13 protein-coding genes are annotated in these 16,252 nt (G+C 75.0%); 10 read left to right on the top strand and 3 right to left on the bottom strand.

Annotated elements, in window-relative coordinates; translation table 11 throughout:
• Window positions 1-2: 2 nt before the first annotated feature.
• The 9 genes from OHA91_RS24585 to OHA91_RS24545 all read left to right on the top strand — a co-directional run bounded on the left by OHA91_RS24585 (window position 3) and on the right by OHA91_RS24545 (window position 13,509).
• Window positions 3-1,277, top strand: a complete 1,275-nt coding sequence (locus OHA91_RS24585; protein WP_031145535.1) for a 6-phospho-beta-glucosidase — start codon at window positions 3-5, stop codon at window positions 1,275-1,277.
• Window positions 1,268-2,275, top strand: coding sequence for an N-acetylglucosamine kinase (locus OHA91_RS24580; protein ID WP_328740020.1), 1,008 nt, complete (start codon window positions 1,268-1,270; stop codon window positions 2,273-2,275). The genes OHA91_RS24585 and OHA91_RS24580 overlap by 10 nt, the downstream gene beginning before the upstream one ends.
• Window positions 2,276-2,484: 209 nt before the next feature.
• On the top strand, window positions 2,485-3,894 hold the full coding sequence (locus tag OHA91_RS24575) for a hypothetical protein (protein ID WP_051892588.1): 1,410 nt from the start codon (window positions 2,485-2,487) through the stop codon (window positions 3,892-3,894).
• A 5-nt stretch (window positions 3,895-3,899) separates the two neighbouring features.
• Window positions 3,900-4,985 (top strand): glutamate ABC transporter substrate-binding protein, encoded by a 1,086-nt coding sequence (locus OHA91_RS24570; RefSeq protein ID WP_078959021.1) that lies wholly within the window; start codon window positions 3,900-3,902, stop codon window positions 4,983-4,985.
• A gap of 122 nt (window positions 4,986-5,107) precedes the next feature.
• Complete coding sequence (locus OHA91_RS24565; RefSeq protein WP_266501095.1) at window positions 5,108-6,400, top strand: hypothetical protein; 1,293 nt, start codon at window positions 5,108-5,110, stop codon at window positions 6,398-6,400.
• Window positions 6,397-9,504, top strand: coding sequence for a tetratricopeptide repeat protein (locus tag OHA91_RS24560; RefSeq protein ID WP_328740019.1), 3,108 nt, complete (start codon window positions 6,397-6,399; stop codon window positions 9,502-9,504). Before OHA91_RS24565 ends, OHA91_RS24560 begins: the two co-directional genes overlap by 4 nt.
• Window positions 9,505-9,507: 3 nt before the next feature.
• Window positions 9,508-11,103 carry a protein phosphatase 2C domain-containing protein gene (locus OHA91_RS24555; RefSeq protein ID WP_328740018.1) on the top strand — a complete coding sequence of 532 codons (1,596 nt, stop codon included), beginning with the start codon at window positions 9,508-9,510 and terminating at the stop codon, window positions 11,101-11,103.
• Window positions 11,104-11,136: 33 nt separating this feature from the next.
• Window positions 11,137-12,462: a VWA domain-containing protein gene (locus tag OHA91_RS24550; RefSeq protein ID WP_031145519.1), complete on the top strand. Its 1,326-nt coding sequence runs from the start codon at window positions 11,137-11,139 to the stop codon at window positions 12,460-12,462.
• 12 nt (window positions 12,463-12,474) lie between these two features.
• Complete coding sequence (locus OHA91_RS24545; protein ID WP_408059181.1) at window positions 12,475-13,509, top strand: FHA domain-containing protein; 1,035 nt, start codon at window positions 12,475-12,477, stop codon at window positions 13,507-13,509.
• Here OHA91_RS24545 and OHA91_RS24540 read toward each other — a convergent pair whose 3' ends face one another.
• On the bottom strand, window positions 13,510-14,499 hold the full coding sequence (locus OHA91_RS24540) for a methyltransferase domain-containing protein (RefSeq protein ID WP_031145515.1): 990 nt from the start codon (window positions 14,497-14,499) through the stop codon (window positions 13,510-13,512).
• Window positions 14,500-14,582: 83 nt separating this feature from the next.
• Between OHA91_RS24540 and OHA91_RS24535 the strand changes: the two genes are divergently transcribed.
• Entirely contained in the window at window positions 14,583-14,987 is a 405-nt protein-coding gene (locus tag OHA91_RS24535; protein ID WP_266501086.1) for a globin, read from the top strand.
• Between the two features lie 94 nt (window positions 14,988-15,081).
• Here OHA91_RS24535 and OHA91_RS24530 read toward each other — a convergent pair whose 3' ends face one another.
• Both OHA91_RS24530 and OHA91_RS24525 read right to left on the bottom strand, forming a co-directional pair.
• Entirely contained in the window at window positions 15,082-15,792 is a 711-nt protein-coding gene (locus tag OHA91_RS24530) for a hypothetical protein (RefSeq protein ID WP_031145510.1), read from the bottom strand.
• Complete coding sequence (locus tag OHA91_RS24525) at window positions 15,789-16,238, bottom strand: acyl-CoA thioesterase (RefSeq protein ID WP_030031525.1); 450 nt, start codon at window positions 16,236-16,238, stop codon at window positions 15,789-15,791. The genes OHA91_RS24530 and OHA91_RS24525 overlap by 4 nt, the downstream gene beginning before the upstream one ends.
• Window positions 16,239-16,252: the final 14 nt, after the last annotated feature.

Below are 16,252 nucleotides of genomic sequence, written 5' to 3'. Positions count from 1 at the left end.
CGTTGAAACTCGCAGTGGTGGGCGGCGGTTCCACCTACACCCCCGAACTCATCGACGGCTTCGCGCGGCTGCGCGACACCCTGCCGGTCGAGGAGCTGGTGCTGATCGACCCGGCCACCGAGCGGCTGGAGCTGATCGGCGCCCTGGCCCGCCGGATCTTCACCCGGCAGGACCACGCCGGCCTGGTCACCACGACCACCGACCTCGACGCGGGCGTCGCCGGGGCCGACGCCGTCCTCCTCCAGCTGCGCGTCGGCGGACAGGCCGCCCGGCTCCAGGACGAGACCTGGCCCCTGGAGTGCGGCTGCGTCGGCCAGGAGACCACCGGCGCGGGCGGGCTCGCCAAGGCCCTGCGCACCGTCCCCGTGGTCCTCGACATCGCCGAACGGGTCCGCCGGGCCAGCCCCGACGCCTGGATCATCGACTTCACCAACCCGGTCGGGATCGTCACCCGGGCCCTCCTGCGGGCCGGGCACAAGGCCGTCGGGCTGTGCAACGTCGCCATCGGCCTCCAGCGGAAGTTCGCCGCCCTGCTGGAACTGGCCCCGTCCGACGTCCACCTGGACCACGTCGGCCTCAACCACCTCACCTGGGAACTGGGCGTGCGCCGGGGCGGCCCGGACGGCGAGGACCTGCTGCCCGGGCTGCTGGCCGCGCACGGGGAGGCCGTCGCGTCGGACCTGCGGCTGCCGCGGGCCGTGCTGGACCGGCTCGGCGTCGTCCCCTCGTACTACCTGCGCTACTTCTACTCCCACGACGAGGTCGTACGGGAGCTGGGCACCAAGCCCTCGCGGGCCGCGGAGGTCGCCGCGATGGAGCGCGAACTGCTGGCCCTGTACGCGGATCCGGCGCTCGACGAGAAGCCCGCGCTGCTGGCGAAGCGGGGCGGCGCCTTCTACTCGGAGGCGGCCGTGGACCTGGCGGCCGCCCTGCTGGGCGGCGGCGGCACGGACGTGCAGGTGGTCAACACGTCCAACAACGGCGCACTGCCCTTCCTGCCCGACGACGCCGTCGTCGAGGTCCAGGCGCGCGTCCGCGCCACCGGCGGCTCCGGGCCCGTACCGCTCCCGGTGCCGCGCCTGGACCCGCTGTTCGCCGGGCTGGTCTCGCACGTGACGGCGTACGAGGACCTCGCGCTGGACGCGGCCCTGCGCGGCGGCCGCGAGCGGGTGTTCAAGGCGCTGCTGGCACACCCGCTCATCGGCCAGTACGACCTGGCCGAAGGGCTGACCGACCGGCTCCTCGCCCACAACAAGGAGCACCTGCCATGGGCGTGACCCGCGTGACCCGCCTGCCCCTCCCCCCGGTCCTCGCGATCGACGCGGGCAACAGCAAGACGGACGTCGCGCTCATCGGCCCCGACGGGTCCGTGCTGGCCACCGGGCAGGCCGGGGGTTTCCAGCCGCCCCGCACCGGGGTGGCCGCGGCCGTGGACGTCCTGGCCGAGGCGCTGGCCTCGGCTGGGGTGGCCGCCGGCGGCGGGTCCGGGCCCGTCGCCGAGCACGTGTCGGCCTGCCTCGCCAACGCCGACTTCCCCGTGGAGGAGCGGCGGCTGGCGGACGAGATCGGGCGCCGCGGCTGGGGGCGCGCCACCGCGGTGCGCAACGACACCTTCGCACTGCTGCGCGCCGGCCTGCCGCCGGGCGCCGAGCCGCGGGGCGTCGCGGTGGTGTGCGGGGCGGGCATCAACTGCGTCGGGATGACCCCGGACGGGCGGACCGCGCGCTTCCCCGCGGTCGGGCGGATCTCCGGCGACTGGGGCGGCGGGGGCGGACTGGCCGAGGAGGCCCTGTGGTTCGCGGCCCGGGCGGAGGACGGGCGGGGCGCGGCGACGGAGCTGGCCCGGGCGCTGCCCGCCCGCCTCGGCCACGACTCGATGGCCTCGCTGATCGAGGCCGTGCACCTGGGGGACGTGCCGGCCGGCCGGCGGCACGAACTGACCCCGGTGCTGTTCGAGGTGGCCGCCGCCGGGGACCCGGTGGCGCTCTCGCTGGTGCACCGCCAGGCCGACGAGGTCGTGGCCATGGCCGTGGTGGCGCTGGGCCGCCTGGGCCTGTTGGACGAGGAGGTACCGGTGGTGCTGGGCGGCGGGGTGCTGGCGGCCCGGCACCCGGGGCTCGACGACCGGATCGCGGCGGGCCTCGCCGAACGGGCCCCGCGTGTCCGGATCACGGTGGTCACGGCGCCTCCGGTGCTGGGCGCCGGACTGCTCGGCCTGGACGCGCTCGGGGCTCCGGCGGAGGCCCACGGAAAACTCCGTGCCCATTTCGGTTGAACCCGCCCCGGAAGGCGCCCGGTCTGGAACCGTTACGGCCGTAAGGACGTATTGACGGTGAAGGGGTGACGAAAGGCACCCGCGGGGGCGGATCGCCCCGGATCCAGCACCGGGTGCTGTGGTCCACCGGCACTACGGCCATACTGCTGCTGCGCAGGGGCATCCCCCGGCGCCGGCCGGGGGACGACAGGACCGAGGGGGAGGTCACGGTGGCGATCACATCACGCGCGCCCGCGCCCGGGGGTGGTGTCTCCGCGCCGCCCGCCGGCGCGCCGGCGTCGCCGCCCGACGGGCCGCCGGGGCGGCGCACCGCCTGGTCCGAGGGAGTGCAGCGGCTGCGCGAGGCCGCCACCACCGAACCGGGCCGGCTGCGGATCATCGGCGCGGTACTGGCCGCCCTGATCGTGCTGTTCGGCACGGTGAGCGTGTGGGAGATCTCCGCCCGGGCCACCGCCGCCGACGACGTGGTGGGCCGCAGCCAGCCGCTGAGCGCGGACGCGGCCAGCATCTACCGCTCCCTCGCCGACGCCGACACCACCTCCTCCAGCGGGTTCCTCCTCGGCGCGCAGGAGCCGCGCGAGGTCCGCCAGCGCTACGAGAAGGACATCGCCAACGCGTCCCGCCTGCTGGTGAGCGCCGCCGCCAACACCGGCGGCAGCAAGGAGTCCCGCGAGCAGATCACCCTGCTGAGCGAGCAGCTGCCGCGCTACACCGGCCTGATCGAGCAGGCCCGGGCCACCAACCGGCAGGGCCTGCCGCTGGGCGGCGCGTACCTCCGTTACGCCAACGAACAGATGACCACCCAGCTGCTGCCCGCCGCCCAGCGGCTGTACGAGGCGGAGACCCGCCGGCTGCACACCGACGACGACGCCGCCCGGTCCTGGCCGCTGGGTTCGCTGGGCCTCGGCGTGCTGGCCGTGGCCGCCCTGGTGTGGGCGCAGCGGCGCAACTACCGCCACACGAACCGGGTCTTCAACCACGGGCTGGTGGCCGCGACCGCCGCCTCCGTGGTGGTGCTGCTCTGGCTGTCCGTCGGCCACACGGTGGCGCGTTCCTCGCTGAGTGAAGCCCGCACGGACGGGCAGGAGTCGATGAAGGTGCTCAACGACGCGCGGATCGCCTCCCTCCAGGCCCGGGCGAGTGAGAACCTGACACTGATCGCGCGGGGCGCCGTACTGGCCGAGGACAAGAAGTCAGACAAGTACGACGTGGACTTCACGAACAACATGAAGCAGCTGGACGCGGGGCTCGCGACCGCGCTGCGGCTGGCCGACGACGACGACGGCCGGACGCCCGTGGGCCGGGCCGTGGACGGCGTCGAGCAGTGGAAGCAGCGGCACACGGCGGCCCGGGAGGCGGACTTGAAGGGCGACTACGAAGCCGCGCTGCCGCAGGTCGTCGGGGACGCGCAGCACAAGGAGAGCAGCGGCGCCGCCTTCGACACGGTGGACGCCTCCCTGGAACAGGCCGTCGCCCACGAGCAGCGGGAGTTCACCCGCGCCGCCCAGGACGGTCTGGGCGCGCTGGGCGGCCTGGTGACGGGCTCGGCGGTACTGGTGGTCATCGGCGCGACAGCAGCCCTGCTCGGTATCGGGCGCAGGCTTTCGGAGTACAGGTGAGAGCGATGCGGATACGGGCGAGGCGGGCCGCCGAAGGCCATGAGGAGTACGAGGAGCACGAGGTCCGCACACGTGCCCCGGGCTCGGTGCCCGGAGTCCGGCGGGCCGCGCGCCGGCTGCGCGGCTGGGGCGGTGTGAGCGCGATGGCCGTCGCCTGCGCCATGACGGCCGCGGTCGTGCTGCTGCCGCTGGCCCACGCGACTCCGGACACCACACCCGGTGTGCCCGCCCGCGGGCCGGCCCCGGCGGCCCCGGCGGCGCCCTGGGTCCTCTCGGACACCTGCCAGGACCCCGAGGCCAGCCTGCGCCCGTCCGACGTGGACGGGGCGGCCATCGCGCGGATCAAGGCGGCGGGCAAGCTCGTCGCGGGCGTGGACCAGAACAGCTTCCGCTGGGGGTACCGCAACCAGACCGCGGAGGGCGGCCGCCTGGACGGCTTCGACATCGACCTGGTCAAGGCCATCGCAAAGGACATCCTGGGCGACGAGAACGCGGTCATCTACCGGGCCATCCCGACGAGCCAGCGCATCCCCGCCCTCCAGGAGGGCCGCGTCGACATCGTCGTGCGCACCATGACCGTCAACTGCAAGCGGCTGGAGGACGTCGCCTTCTCGACGGCCTACTTCGAGGCCGGGCAGCAGGTGCTGGCCCCCAAGGGCTCGCCGATCACCGGGTACGACGCCTCGCTGAAGGACAAGCGGATCTGCGTCGCGGCCGGTTCCACCGCCGAGAGCGCGCTCAAGGCCCAGTCCTACGGCGCGGCCCCGGTCACCGTGGCCAACCAGCTCGACTGCCTGGTCCGGCTCCAGCTGGCCGAGGTCGACGGCATCATCACGGACAACGCGCTCGCCGCCGGCCAGGCGGCGCAGGACCCCTCGGTGCGGCTGGTGGGCTCGCCCTTCACCCGCGAGTTCTACGGGGTCGCGATGAACAAGGACGCCCCCGACCTGGTCCGCCGGGTCAACAAGGTGCTGGAGAACTACCGCGCGGGCGGCAATGACAGCCCGTGGATGAAGGCGTACCTCAAGCACCTCCAGCCCGTGCTGCCCGGCGTGACCGGACCGCCCGCGCCCAAGTACCGGGACGGCTGAGGCCGGTGGCGATTTCGGGCACGGGACCGGGCGCGAGGTCGGACACGGAGGGGCACACGGAAGCGAACACGGAGGCGGCGGCGGAAGCGGAGGCACAGTCGGTGGAGGCGGGGTCTGCAGTGATGGACCGGGACGGCGTCGACCGCGCCCTGACCAGGCTGGGCGCCGAGCACGAGGCCGTCGAGACCTCGCTGCTCGCCCTCCAGGACCACGCCGGGCGCCGGCTGCTGGAGGGCGCCGCGCTGACCGGCCTCACCAAGGAGCGGTGGGCCGGCGCCGACGCGGACATCACCCGGCTGTGGACGTACTTCGACGCCTACAGCGGGGCGCTGACCGCCGCCCGGGAGATCCGTGAGCGGCGCCGCTGGCCGGGCCGCGACGAGCTGATCGAGCTGACCGAGCGGCTGCGCGGGCCCGGGGTCCTGATCGCCGGGGCCGCCGCCGAGGGCGCCGCACTGGCGGAGCGGCTCTCCCTCGCCGAGCTCGTGACCCGGATGAACGACCTCTACGCGCGTTCGCTGGACGTGGTGGTCGCGGCCGACGCCGTCTGGTCGGCGCTGCCCGCCCGTATCGACCTGCTCGCCGCCGAGCTGCACCGCACCCGTTCGCTGGCCCACTCGGTGGGCGTGCGCCCGGGCGAACACCCCTCGGGCGACGACCTGGAGTACATCACCGCCGAGCTGACGGACCTGCGCGCCCAGGTGATCGCGGATCCGCTGGCCTTCTGGCGGCCCGCCGCCGGGAGTTCCGCGCCCGGCGGCGGCCGCCCCGACACCGGTCGCTACGACCGGGCCGCGCTCGCGCTGGAGGACGTACGCCGCGAGGTCGAGGCGGTGCTGGCCGTACGGCAGGACGCCGAGCAGCGGCTGATCAGCCTGCGCGACGTGCTCTCGCGGGCCGACCGGACCCTGGCGGAGGCGCGGACGGCGCGCGGCGAGGTGCTGGCGAAGATCGCCGCGTCCGAGGTGCCCGTGGTCAGCGGCCCGCCGACGGTGCTCCAGGAGCAGCTCGCGGCGGCGGCCGACCACCGGCGCCACGCGCGCTGGCACCGGCTGTCGCCGCTGCTGGAATCCCTGGAGGAGCGGGCTGAGGAGGAACTGCGCAGGGCCCGTGAATCGTTGACCGCGGTGACGGCTCCGCTGGCCGTTCGCGCCGAGCTGCGCGGGCGTCTCGACGCCTACAAGGCGAAGGTCGCCCGCCACGGCCTGGCGGAGGACCCCCTGCTGATCGAGAGGTACGACACGGCCCGGCGGATGCTGTGGAGCGCGCCCTGCGACCTGCGGGCCGCCGAACAGGCCGTCCTGCGCTACCAGCAGGCGGCGGCGGAGTCGCTGGTGCCGCAGCACCGGCCCGAACAACAGCAACAGCAGCACCGGGAAGAGCGGCCCGACGGGCCGGGGACGGAGGACGCATGAGCCTGAGCGGAGCAGCGTGCGTTCGCCCCGGCTGCCCGGGGACGTACGAGGACATGGGCGGCGGCGAGCTGTACTGCGACACCTGCGGCCTGGCGCCGGTCGGCTCGGTCGCGGCGGGCGCGGAGGAGCTGGTGTCCCCGCCGACGGGGATGACGAGCGCGGCCCGCGGCTCCCTGGGCTCCGGCGGGTCCCGGGGATCGCACGGGTCACAGGGGTCCCACGGTTCGGCGCGCTCCTCGGCCTCGGCCCGGTCCTCCCGGTCCTCCTCCTCCCGCCGCTCGGTGTCCGGGCGGCTGTCGCGGTCCCTGACGGGGCAGGCGTCCACCCGCTCGGTCTCGGTGCGCAGCTCGGGCTCGCCCGCCTCCTCCTCGGGGCGCAGCCGGCTGGGTGCCGGCCTGGTCAGCGTTCCGGAGGTACCGCGCCCCGACCCCTCGACTGCGGTCCTGGAGAACCCGGAGGTGCCCGAGCGCAAGCGGTTCTGCTCGCGTTCGGACTGCGGCGCCCCGGTGGGCCGGGCCCGCGGGGACCGGCCGGGCCGGACGGAGGGCTTCTGCACCAAGTGCGGGCACCCGTACTCCTTCGTGCCCAAGCTGCGCGCCGGTGAAGTGGTGCGCGGCCAGTACGAGGTGGCGGGCTGCCTCGCGCACGGCGGCCTCGGCTGGGTGTACCTGGCGGTGGACCGGGCGGTCGCGGACCGGTGGGTGGTCCTCAAGGGCCTCCTCGACACCGGCGACCAGGACGCGATGGAGGCCGCGATCTCGGAGCGGCGCTTCCTCGCGGAGATCGAGCACTCCAACATCGTGCGGATCTACAACTTCGTGGAGCACCTGGACCAGCGGACCGGTTCGCTGGACGGGTACATCGTCATGGAGTACGTCGGCGGCAAGTCGTTGAAGGAGATCGCGAACGAGCGGCGCCGACCCGACGGGCGGCGCGACCCGCTGCCGGTGGAACAGGCGTGCGCGTACGGCATCGAAGCGCTGGAGGCGCTCGGCCACCTGCACAGCAGAAACCTTCTGTACTGCGACTTCAAGGTCGACAACGCGATCCAGCAGCAGGACCAGCTGAAGCTGATCGACATGGGCGCGGTGCGGCGGATGGACGACGAGGAGTCGGCCATCTACGGCACGGTGGGCTACCAGGCCCCGGAGGTCGCGGAGCTGGGGCCGTCGGTCGCCTCCGACCTGTACACGGTGGCGCGCACGCTGGCCGTCCTGACCTTCGACTTCCAGGGCTACACCAATGTGTTCGCGGATTCGCTGCCGGACCCGGAGCACATCGAGGTGTTCCGGCGGTACGAGTCCTTCTACCGGCTGCTCGTTCGGGCGACCGACCCGGACCCGGGGCGGCGGTTCGCCTCCGCGCAGGAGATGGCCGACCAGCTGACCGGTGTGCTGCGGGAGGTGGTCGCGCTGCAGACGGGCATGCCGCGGCCGCAGCTGTCCACCCTCTTCGGCCCGGAGCTGCGGGTGCCGGACACCCGGCTGTTCACCGGCACGGACACGGCGGACACGGTCGTCTCCCGCCTGGGCGACCGCCCGGTCGCGCCCCGCCGGGGCGGCGGCCTGCGGAGCCGCCTGGGCCGCGGCCCGGCCCTGCCGACGGCTTCGGCGACGGGCAGACCCGGGATTTCGGCCGCGGCCACGGCCGCCGGCACATCGGCCCCGCAGGGCTTCGCCCAGTCCCACGCCAGCACCCCGCCGGGCGGCACGCCCGTGCCCGCGGGCGCCGGCCTTCCCGGGTCCGCCCCCGCCGCCACGCCGGGTACCCGGCACCCCGCGCCCAGCGGCGCAGGCACCGCGCCGGGCACGGCGAACCCGGCCTCATTCGGCCCGGGCACCCCGCCCGGCGGCGCAGCCGCACCGGCACATCCGACCCGGCTCGGCGCCGGCACCCCGCCCGGCGGCGTGGGCCTGCCCGCAGCGGCCCCCGGCGCGCCGGGTACCTGGCAGGCCGCGCCCAGCGGCGCAGCCGCTTCGGCGGGAACCGCCGCGCCCGGCGCGGGGAACCCGCCCGCCTTCGGCGGAGGCAGCCTGCCCGGCTCAGACCCGGGCGGGGCCGCGCTCGGGACCACCGCCACGCATGTGGCCGCGGCGGCCGTGCCCCGGGCACGGCAGGCTCCCGCGACCGCTGGGGGCCCCGCGCCCCTGACCGCGCCGCCCGCCGGAGGCAGCCGCCCCGCCACCACGCTCGACGCCCGCGACAGCGCACTGGCGCTGCCCGTGCCGCTGGTGGACGCCGCCGACCCCAACGCCGGTTTCCTGACCGGTCTGCTGGCCTCCGCGCCCGGCGATCTGCTGGGCGCGCTGGCCTCGGCGCCCGCCGACTCGGCCGAGTTGCGGCTGCGGGAGCTGCGCGCCCGGCTGGAGCTCGGCGAACTGTCCGCGGCCGGGGACGCGCTGGCCGAGCTGGAGGGCCGCCACCCGGACGACTGGCGGGTCGTGTGGGCCCGGGGCATCGCCTCGCTCGCCACCGGCGACGACGAGATAGCGGCGCTGTCCTTCGACGCGATCTACGACGCCTTCCCGGGCGAGCCCGCGCCGAAGCTGGCCCTCGGACTGTGCGCGGAGGTGCTCGGCCAGCTGGACAACGCCGCCGAGTACTACCGCCTGGTCTGGATCACCGACCCGGGATTCGTCAGCGCGGCGTTCGGACTCGCCCGGGTCCAACTGGCCGCCGGCGACCGGGACGGAGCCGTCCGCACGCTGGAATCCGTGCCGGAGGCGTCCATCCACTACACCGCCGCGCGGGTGGCGGCCGTACGCGCACGTCTGCGCGACCGGTCACCGGACGAGCCGCTGCTGGCCGATCTTTCGGCCGCCGCCGACCAGGTGGAGGCCCTGCGGAGGTTCGGGCTGGACCCGGAACGGCAGGAGTTGCTGGCGACGGAGGTTCTGGGCTCGGCCCTGGACTGGGTACTGTCGGGTAGCCGGGGTGCCGACCCCGGCCGGACCTCGCTGCTCGGCAGTCAACTGGACGAGCGGGGCCTGCGCTTCGGACTGGAGCGCTCGTACCGCGTCCTCGCACGGCTGGCACGGCGTGGCGAGGAGAGGATCGAACTGGTGGAACGGGCCAACCGTTTCCGTCCCCGGACGTGGGTGTGATTGATGTCGATGCATCGGCTGTCGGGCTGCCCCAGCTGCGCGGAACCCCTCGAAGAGGGTGACCGTTTCTGCGGTCTCTGCGGCTATGCCCTGACCCCTTCTCCCGCGGCCTCGTCCACGGACCACCCGACCGTCCCCATCCCACCGGCGCCACCCGCGCCGGCCGCCCCCGCGCCCCCGGCCGCCGTCGCCGCGCCGGCCCAGGCCGCCCCCGCGGGCGGCTACGGGATCCCGGCCCCGGCCGGCTCGCACGGCTCCCCCGGCGCCGGCGAACCCGCCCCCGGCTGGGGCAGCGTGGCCGCGGCCGCGCCGACCCTGGTGGGGGACCCGGCCGACTGGGCCGCCCCGGCGCAGCAACAGCCGGAGCCGGAACCGGAGCCTCGGCCGGACCCGGCCGGAGCCTCGTACCCGGGCCAGGGCCACGAGAACCCGTACAGCACCGGCACGCCCCCGGAGGGGACCTCCTGGGGCGCGGCCGGCCCCGCCCGCCAGGGCCGGCCGGATCCGGCCGACGGCCCCGAGACCCGCCACGACCGCCCCGGCGGCGACCCCGGCCCGCCCCCCGAGGAAGCACCCTGGGGCGCGGAGAACCCGTACGGGGACACCTACGACAGCGCGCCCCCGTCCGGCGCCGCGCCAGGCGGGAAGACCTGCGTGGCCTGCCGGGCCGGGCACGTCGACACCGACGGGTACTGCGAGCACTGCGGGCACGCCCAGCCCCGGGAGCGCGACCACGTCGAGGAGGAGCTGGGCAGCGTCGCGGCCGTCAGCGACCGGGGGCTGCGCCACCACCGCAACGAGGACTCGTTCGCCGTGTCGGCCACCGCCCTGCCCGACGGTTCGGCCGCGACCGTGGCCATCGTGTGCGACGGGGTCTCCTCCGCGAGCCGCCCCGACGAGGCGTCCGCAGCCGCGGCCGGCGCCGCGAACGAGGCCCTGCTGGAGGCCCTCCCCCGCGGCGCGCACCCCCAGGAGGCCATGCACGAGGCGATCCTGGCCGCCGCCGCGGCGGTCAACGCCCTGGCCCCGGAGGTCCCCGGCGCGCAGAACGCGCCCGCCTGCACCCTGGTCGGCGCCGTCGTCAGCGGCGGCCTGCTGACCATCGGCTGGGTGGGCGACAGCCGCGCCTACTGGGTGCCCGACGACCGCGCCGCACTGCCCCGCCGCCTCACCGAGGACGACTCGTGGGCCGCCCAGATGGTCGCCGCAGGCCTGATGGGCGAGGCCGAGGCCTACGCGGACGTCCGCGCGCACGCCATCACCGGCTGGCTGGGCGCCGACGCCTACGAACTCGAACCGCACACCGCGATCTTCAAGCCGGACCACCCCGGCGTGGTGGTGGTCTGCACCGACGGACTGTGGAACTACGCGGAGTCCGCGCGGGAGATGGCCCAGGTGCTGCCCGTCGACGCGGCGGTCCGCCCGCTGCACAGCGCGCAGGTGCTCGTGGGGCACGCCCTCGACGGCGGCGGCCACGACAACATCACCGTGGCCGTCGTGCCGTTCGCCACGCAGCCCGAAGGGGAACCGGGAGCGGCCGCGGGGCCCGGCCCGGCAGCAGCACCGAAACCGGAAGTGGAAGCGCGCCCGCAGGTCTGACCCGCCTGCCCGAGCCCTCTAGGAGTCCAGCCGATGGCGAATTTCGCCAAGCCGAGCGCACCGCGCTTCAGCGTGGACGTGTACCAGAACGAGTTCCTTCCCGAAGGCGGGCGGGACGTCCACGCCATCGTCACCGTCACCGCCACCGGCGGCGGCAGCGTCACCCGCGGGAAGCCCGCCGACGGCACGGCAGCCGTCGTGATCATGGTCGACTGCTCCGGTTCCATGGAGTACCCGGCGGAGAAGATGCGCGGCGCCCGCGAGGCCACGGCCGCGGCCGTCGACACCCTGCGGGACGGCACCGCCTTCGCGGTGATCGCCGGTACGCACGTGGCCAAGGAGGTCTATCCCGGCCAGGGCCGCCTCGCCGTCGCCGACCCGGCCACCCGCGCCCAGGCCAAGGAGGCCCTGCGCGGCCTCAGCGCCGGCGGCGGCACCGCCATCGGCACCTGGCTGCGCCTGGCCGACGGCCTGCTGCGCGGCTCCACCGCCGCCATCCGCCACGGCATCCTGCTCACCGACGGACGCAACGAGCACGAGGAGCCGGCCGTCCTGCGCGCCGCCCTCGACGCCTGCGCGGGCCGCTTCACCTGCGACGCCCGCGGTGTGGGCACCGACTGGGAGGTGAAGGAGGTCACCGGCATCGCGAGCGCCCTGCTCGGCTCCGCCGACATCGTGGCCGACCCGGCGCACCTCACCGAGGACTTCACCCGCATGATGGAGAACGTCATGGGCAAGGAGGTCGCGGACGTCTCGCTGCGCCTGTGGACCCCGGTCGGCGTGGAGATCCAGTACGTCAAGCAGGTCGCCCCGACCGTCCAGGACCTGACCGACCGCCGTACCGACTCGGGCCCGCGCGCGGGCGACTATCCGACCGGATCGTGGGGCGACGAGTCCCGCGAGTACCACGTGTGCGTGCGCGTGCCCGGTGCGGCCGTCGGCCAGGAGATGCTCGCCTCCCGCGCCACGCTGGTGCGGCCCGCGACGGGCGGCGAGCCCGAGGCCGTCCTGGCCCAGGGCCTGGTGCGCGCGGTGTGGACGAACGACGTGGCCGCGTCCACCGCCATCAACCCGCAGGTCGCCCACTACACGGGGCAGGCGGAGCTGGCGCAGGCTATCCAACAGGGCCTCGAAGCCCGCAAAATGGGCGATGTCGATGGTGCTACGGCCAAACTCGGACGGGCCGTACAACTGGCGAGCGTCTCCGGGAACGCCGACACGGCGCGACTCCTGTCGAAGGTGGTGGATGTGGTGGACGCGGTGGCGGGTACTGTGCGGCTGAAAGCGAAGGTTGCCGACGCCGACGAGATGACTCTCGAAACACGTTCGACGCAGACCGTCCGAGTGAAGAAGTTCTGAGAGCCTCCCGCGATGACGCAGGGAGAAGAAGGGGGAAGAGCCGCCATGCCGACCTGCCCGAACGGGCACCAGTCCGCCTCCGACGACTGGTGCGAGGTCTGCGGCCACCGCATGGGTGCCCCGGAGGGACCCCCCGCGGTGCCTTCCTACGGCTACGGCTTCCCCCCGACCGCCGGTGAACCGACCGCCCAGGCAGAGCTCTGCCCGCAGTGCCGTACCCCGCGCGAGGCCATGGCCCCGTTCTGCGAGGAGTGCCGGTACAACTACCTGACCCGTTCGGCGACCGCGTACGCGCCGCCGGCCACGGACCCGGCTGCGCCGGGGCCCGGCACGGGCGCCCCCGGCGGGCCCCGCCCAGGCAGCACGCCCCCGCCGCCCGTGCCCGCGGCGGGGACGTACGCGCAGGACCACTTCGAGTACCAGGGCTCGCGGCCGTCCCGGGTCAACCGCCCGGCCGAGCCGCTGCAGCGCGAGGACGACTGGCTGCTGTCGCCTCCCTCGCACGAGCCGCCGCAGGCGTACCAGCAGGCCCCGCAGCCCCAGTACCAGCAGCAGCCCCCGCCGCAGCACCAGCGGGAGTACCAGCAGGAGTACCGGCAGCAGCCCCAGACGCCGCCGTACCAGCCCCTCCCGCCCCAGGGCGGGTCCTGGAGCGCGACGATCGGCCCCGACCGCTCGTACTTCATGGCGATGATGCAGCGCAGCGGACCGGAGGCGACCGGGCTCAACCTGCCCGCGTACTCCCCGGAGCAGCACCTCCCGCTGTCCGGTGGCCAGATCACCATCGGTCGCCGCCGCGCCTCCACGGGCGAGTCCCCCGACATCGACCTGTCGGTGCCCCCGGAGGACCCGGGCGTCTCCCACCAGCACGCGGTGCTGGTGCAGCAGCCCGACATGAGCTGGGCCGTGGTGGACCAGAACTCCACCAACGGCACCACCATCAACGGCGGCGAGGACCCGATCCAGCCCTACGTCCCGGTCCCGCTCGCCGACGGCGACCGCGTCCACGTGGGTGCCTGGACCACCATCACCATCCGGCGCGGCTGATCACGCCTCCCCCAGGGGCCATACGTAGGGCCCCTGGGGATCGTCCAGCCACGACCACTGGCCCTCGGGGCCGACCGAGACCCCGAAGCGTTCGCGGGCCGGGCGGCCCTCGCTGCGCCACAGGTCCAGGGCCTCGCGGGGGGTCAGCACCCCGGCGGTCAGCACCAGCATGAACTGGAAGCGCTCGTTCTCCACCAGCTCGTACGGGAGCCCGCGCACCATCGCCATCCGGTCGGGCGGCGGTACGGCGGTGGCCCCGCGCAGCGGGACGAAGTAGGCCGCGGTGTGCAGGAAGCGGCCCTCCGCGAAATCGGCGTCCCGGACCGTGAGCGCGATCAGCCCGGTCGACAGCGGGGCCAGGATGCGCGCCCCCGGCCGGCACTGGCCGAGCCAAGCGTGCGGGACCAGCGGGAGCGTGCAGGTCACCAGGATCCGGTCGAAGGGGGCCCGGGCGGGGCAGCCGCGGGCGCCGTCGCCGGTGACCACGGTCGGGTGGAGGCCGAGGTGGGCCAGGTGGGCCCGCGCGGACTCGGTGATCTCCTCGTCCAGGTCCACGGTGGTGACGTGCTCGTCGCCGAGGCGGTGGCAGAGCAGGGCCGCGTTGTAGCCGGTGCCCGCGCCGATCTCCAGGACGTCGTCGCCGTCGCGCACGTCGAGGGCGGCCAGCATCTTCGCCATCAGGGACGGCTGGCTGCTGGAGGAGACCAGCCGGCCGTCGCGCAGCCGGGTCGCCAGCGGGGCGTCGACGTACACGCCGCGCAGCCAGCGGGCCCGTACCTGCGGGTCGGGGTCCTCGGCCCAGAGCCGTTCCTGGCCGGCGCCGCGCTCGGTCCAGAAGTAGGGGACGAAGACGTGCCGGGGGACGGCCGCGAACGCCGCCCGCCAGCGCGGGTCGTCCAGTACGCCGGCCGCTGTCAGCTCCCGCACCTGGGCGGCGTGCGCGGTCTCCCGCAGATCCCGCGTCTCGGTCCGTGCGGTGTGTGCGCCCATTCCTCCACTGTCCTGCGCCCGGCCCTGACGTGCGAGCGCGAAGGCGCCCCCGGGCGGTACCGGGCGTCTGAGACGATGGTCGGGTGAATGAGATTCCGCGGGGCGGCCTTCAGGAGCAGACCTTCTACGAGCAGGTGGGCGGCGAGGACACCTTCCGTCGCCTGGTGCGGCGCTTCTACCAAGGGGTCGCGGAGGACCCGCTGCTGCGCCCGATGTACCCGGAGGAGGATCTCGGTCCGGCCGAGGAGCGGTTCGCCCTGTTCCTGATGCAGTACTGGGGCGGTCCGACCACGTACAGCCAGCACCGCGGCCACCCGCGCCTGCGAATGCGGCACGCGCCGTTCCAGGTGGACTCGGCGGCCCACGACGCCTGGCTGAAGCACATGCGGGTGGCGCTGGACGAGCTGGGCCTGGCGCCGGAGCACGAGGCGCAGCTGTGGAAGTACCTCACGTACGCCGCGGCGTCGATGATCAACACGGCGGGCTAGGGAAGGCGGCTGGGGCGCGGCAGGACAGGGTCCGGCCGGACGGCGATCGCGGCCCGCGGGCCTCGCGGACCGCGGGCCTCGCGCGGACCGCGGGTCAGACCGGACGGACCTGGAAGGCGCCGAGGCCGCCGGTGGCGCCGGGGCGGCGGGTGGCCACCGAGCCGTACGGGGTGCGCAGCCGCAGCCAGCTCCCGGAGGCGAGCAGCGCCACGGGATCGGGGGCGGCTGCGGACGCGGGGGCGGGCACGGAGGCGCGTACCGGTCGCAGGAAACCCAGGGACTGCGCGGCGTGCGCGACGCGCAGCGGGAGCTCGGTGTCGCCCAGGGTGCGGGACCAGATCTCGCGGCCGATGCGGTCGCGCTCGGACCGGGTCCGGTGCTGCGCGGGCAGGGCCTCGTCACGGGCCCGGAACTCGGCGACGGAGGCCGCGACGGCCGCCGCGATCGCCTCGGGTCCGGGCAGCCCCGGCACCTGCCGCCAGCCGCCGCGGGGCGGGAGCACCCCGGTCCAGGGCGGTCCGGTGACCGGCCCGGGCACGGTGGCCTCGGCCGAGGCCTCGTCCACGGATTCCAGGAGCTCTCCGGCGGACACCGTCACGTCCAGCGGCGTCCCCACGGGGACGGCGAGCCGCACGGTGCGGATGGCCAGGACCTCGAAGGAGGGCGGCCGTCCGAACACGCCGAGCGCGCCGCCGCCCGCCTGGAGGCGGACGGCGGCGGCCCGGTCGTAGTGCACCAGCCGGCCCAGGAAGGCGGCGAGGTCCGCCGCCTCCCCGGAATCGGCGAAGCGCAGCTGCTCGATCATGCCGCGATGGCCTCAGAACGCGGCTCGTCGAGGTACTCCTCCAGGAAGTGCCTCTCCTCGGCCGTGATGCGGCGGGGCCGTCCCGCGGCGAGGTTGTAGGGCACGACCACGGTCTCCGCGCGCACGTAGACGGTCTCCGGCCGGTCCTCGGTCGCCTCGTCCTTGACCTCGTAGCGGATGGTCAGGGAAGCGGCGCCGATCCGGGTCACCCAGGACTCGATGAGGACCGGCTCGTGACGGTGCACGAGGGGCAGCTTGTAGTCGATCTCGTGGCGGGCCACGACGGATCCGCCCGTGAAGGACTCGCTGCCCTCCCCCGGCGCGAGGCGGAACATGAAGTCGATCCGCGCCTCCTCCAGATAGCGGAGGAAGACGACGTTGTTGACGTGCCCGAAGGCATCCATGTCCGCCCAGCGCAGGGGGCAACGGTATTGGTGTCTGGCCATGGCCGTGACCTCAG

The sequence above is a fragment of the Streptomyces erythrochromogenes genome (genome assembly GCF_036170895.1).
In the GTDB taxonomy this organism is placed as follows: domain Bacteria; phylum Actinomycetota; class Actinomycetes; order Streptomycetales; family Streptomycetaceae; genus Streptomyces; species Streptomyces erythrochromogenes.
This window is presented reverse-complemented; position numbering and strand designations above follow the sequence as displayed.

Bases quoted from the DNA above. Each gene is read 5' to 3' on its own strand.
- OHA91_RS24580 (WP_328740020.1), top strand. From the start codon at position 1,268: ATGGGCGTGACCCGCGTGACCCGCCTGCCCCTCCCCCCGGTCCTCGCG.
- OHA91_RS24570 (WP_078959021.1), top strand. From the start codon at position 3,900: ATGCGGATACGGGCGAGGCGGGCCGCCGAAGGCCATGAGGAGTACGAG.
- OHA91_RS24565 (WP_266501095.1), top strand. From the start codon at position 5,108: ATGGACCGGGACGGCGTCGACCGCGCCCTGACCAGGCTGGGCGCCGAG.
- OHA91_RS24560 (WP_328740019.1), top strand. From the start codon at position 6,397: ATGAGCCTGAGCGGAGCAGCGTGCGTTCGCCCCGGCTGCCCGGGGACG.
- OHA91_RS24555 (WP_328740018.1), top strand. From the start codon at position 9,508: ATGTCGATGCATCGGCTGTCGGGCTGCCCCAGCTGCGCGGAACCCCTC.
- OHA91_RS24550 (WP_031145519.1), top strand. From the start codon at position 11,137: ATGGCGAATTTCGCCAAGCCGAGCGCACCGCGCTTCAGCGTGGACGTG.
- OHA91_RS24545 (WP_408059181.1), top strand. From the start codon at position 12,475: ATGACGCAGGGAGAAGAAGGGGGAAGAGCCGCCATGCCGACCTGCCCG.
- OHA91_RS24540 (WP_031145515.1), bottom strand. From the start codon at position 14,499: ATGGGCGCACACACCGCACGGACCGAGACGCGGGATCTGCGGGAGACC.
- OHA91_RS24530 (WP_031145510.1), bottom strand. From the start codon at position 15,792: ATGATCGAGCAGCTGCGCTTCGCCGATTCCGGGGAGGCGGCGGACCTC.
- OHA91_RS24525 (WP_030031525.1), bottom strand. From the start codon at position 16,238: ATGGCCAGACACCAATACCGTTGCCCCCTGCGCTGGGCGGACATGGAT.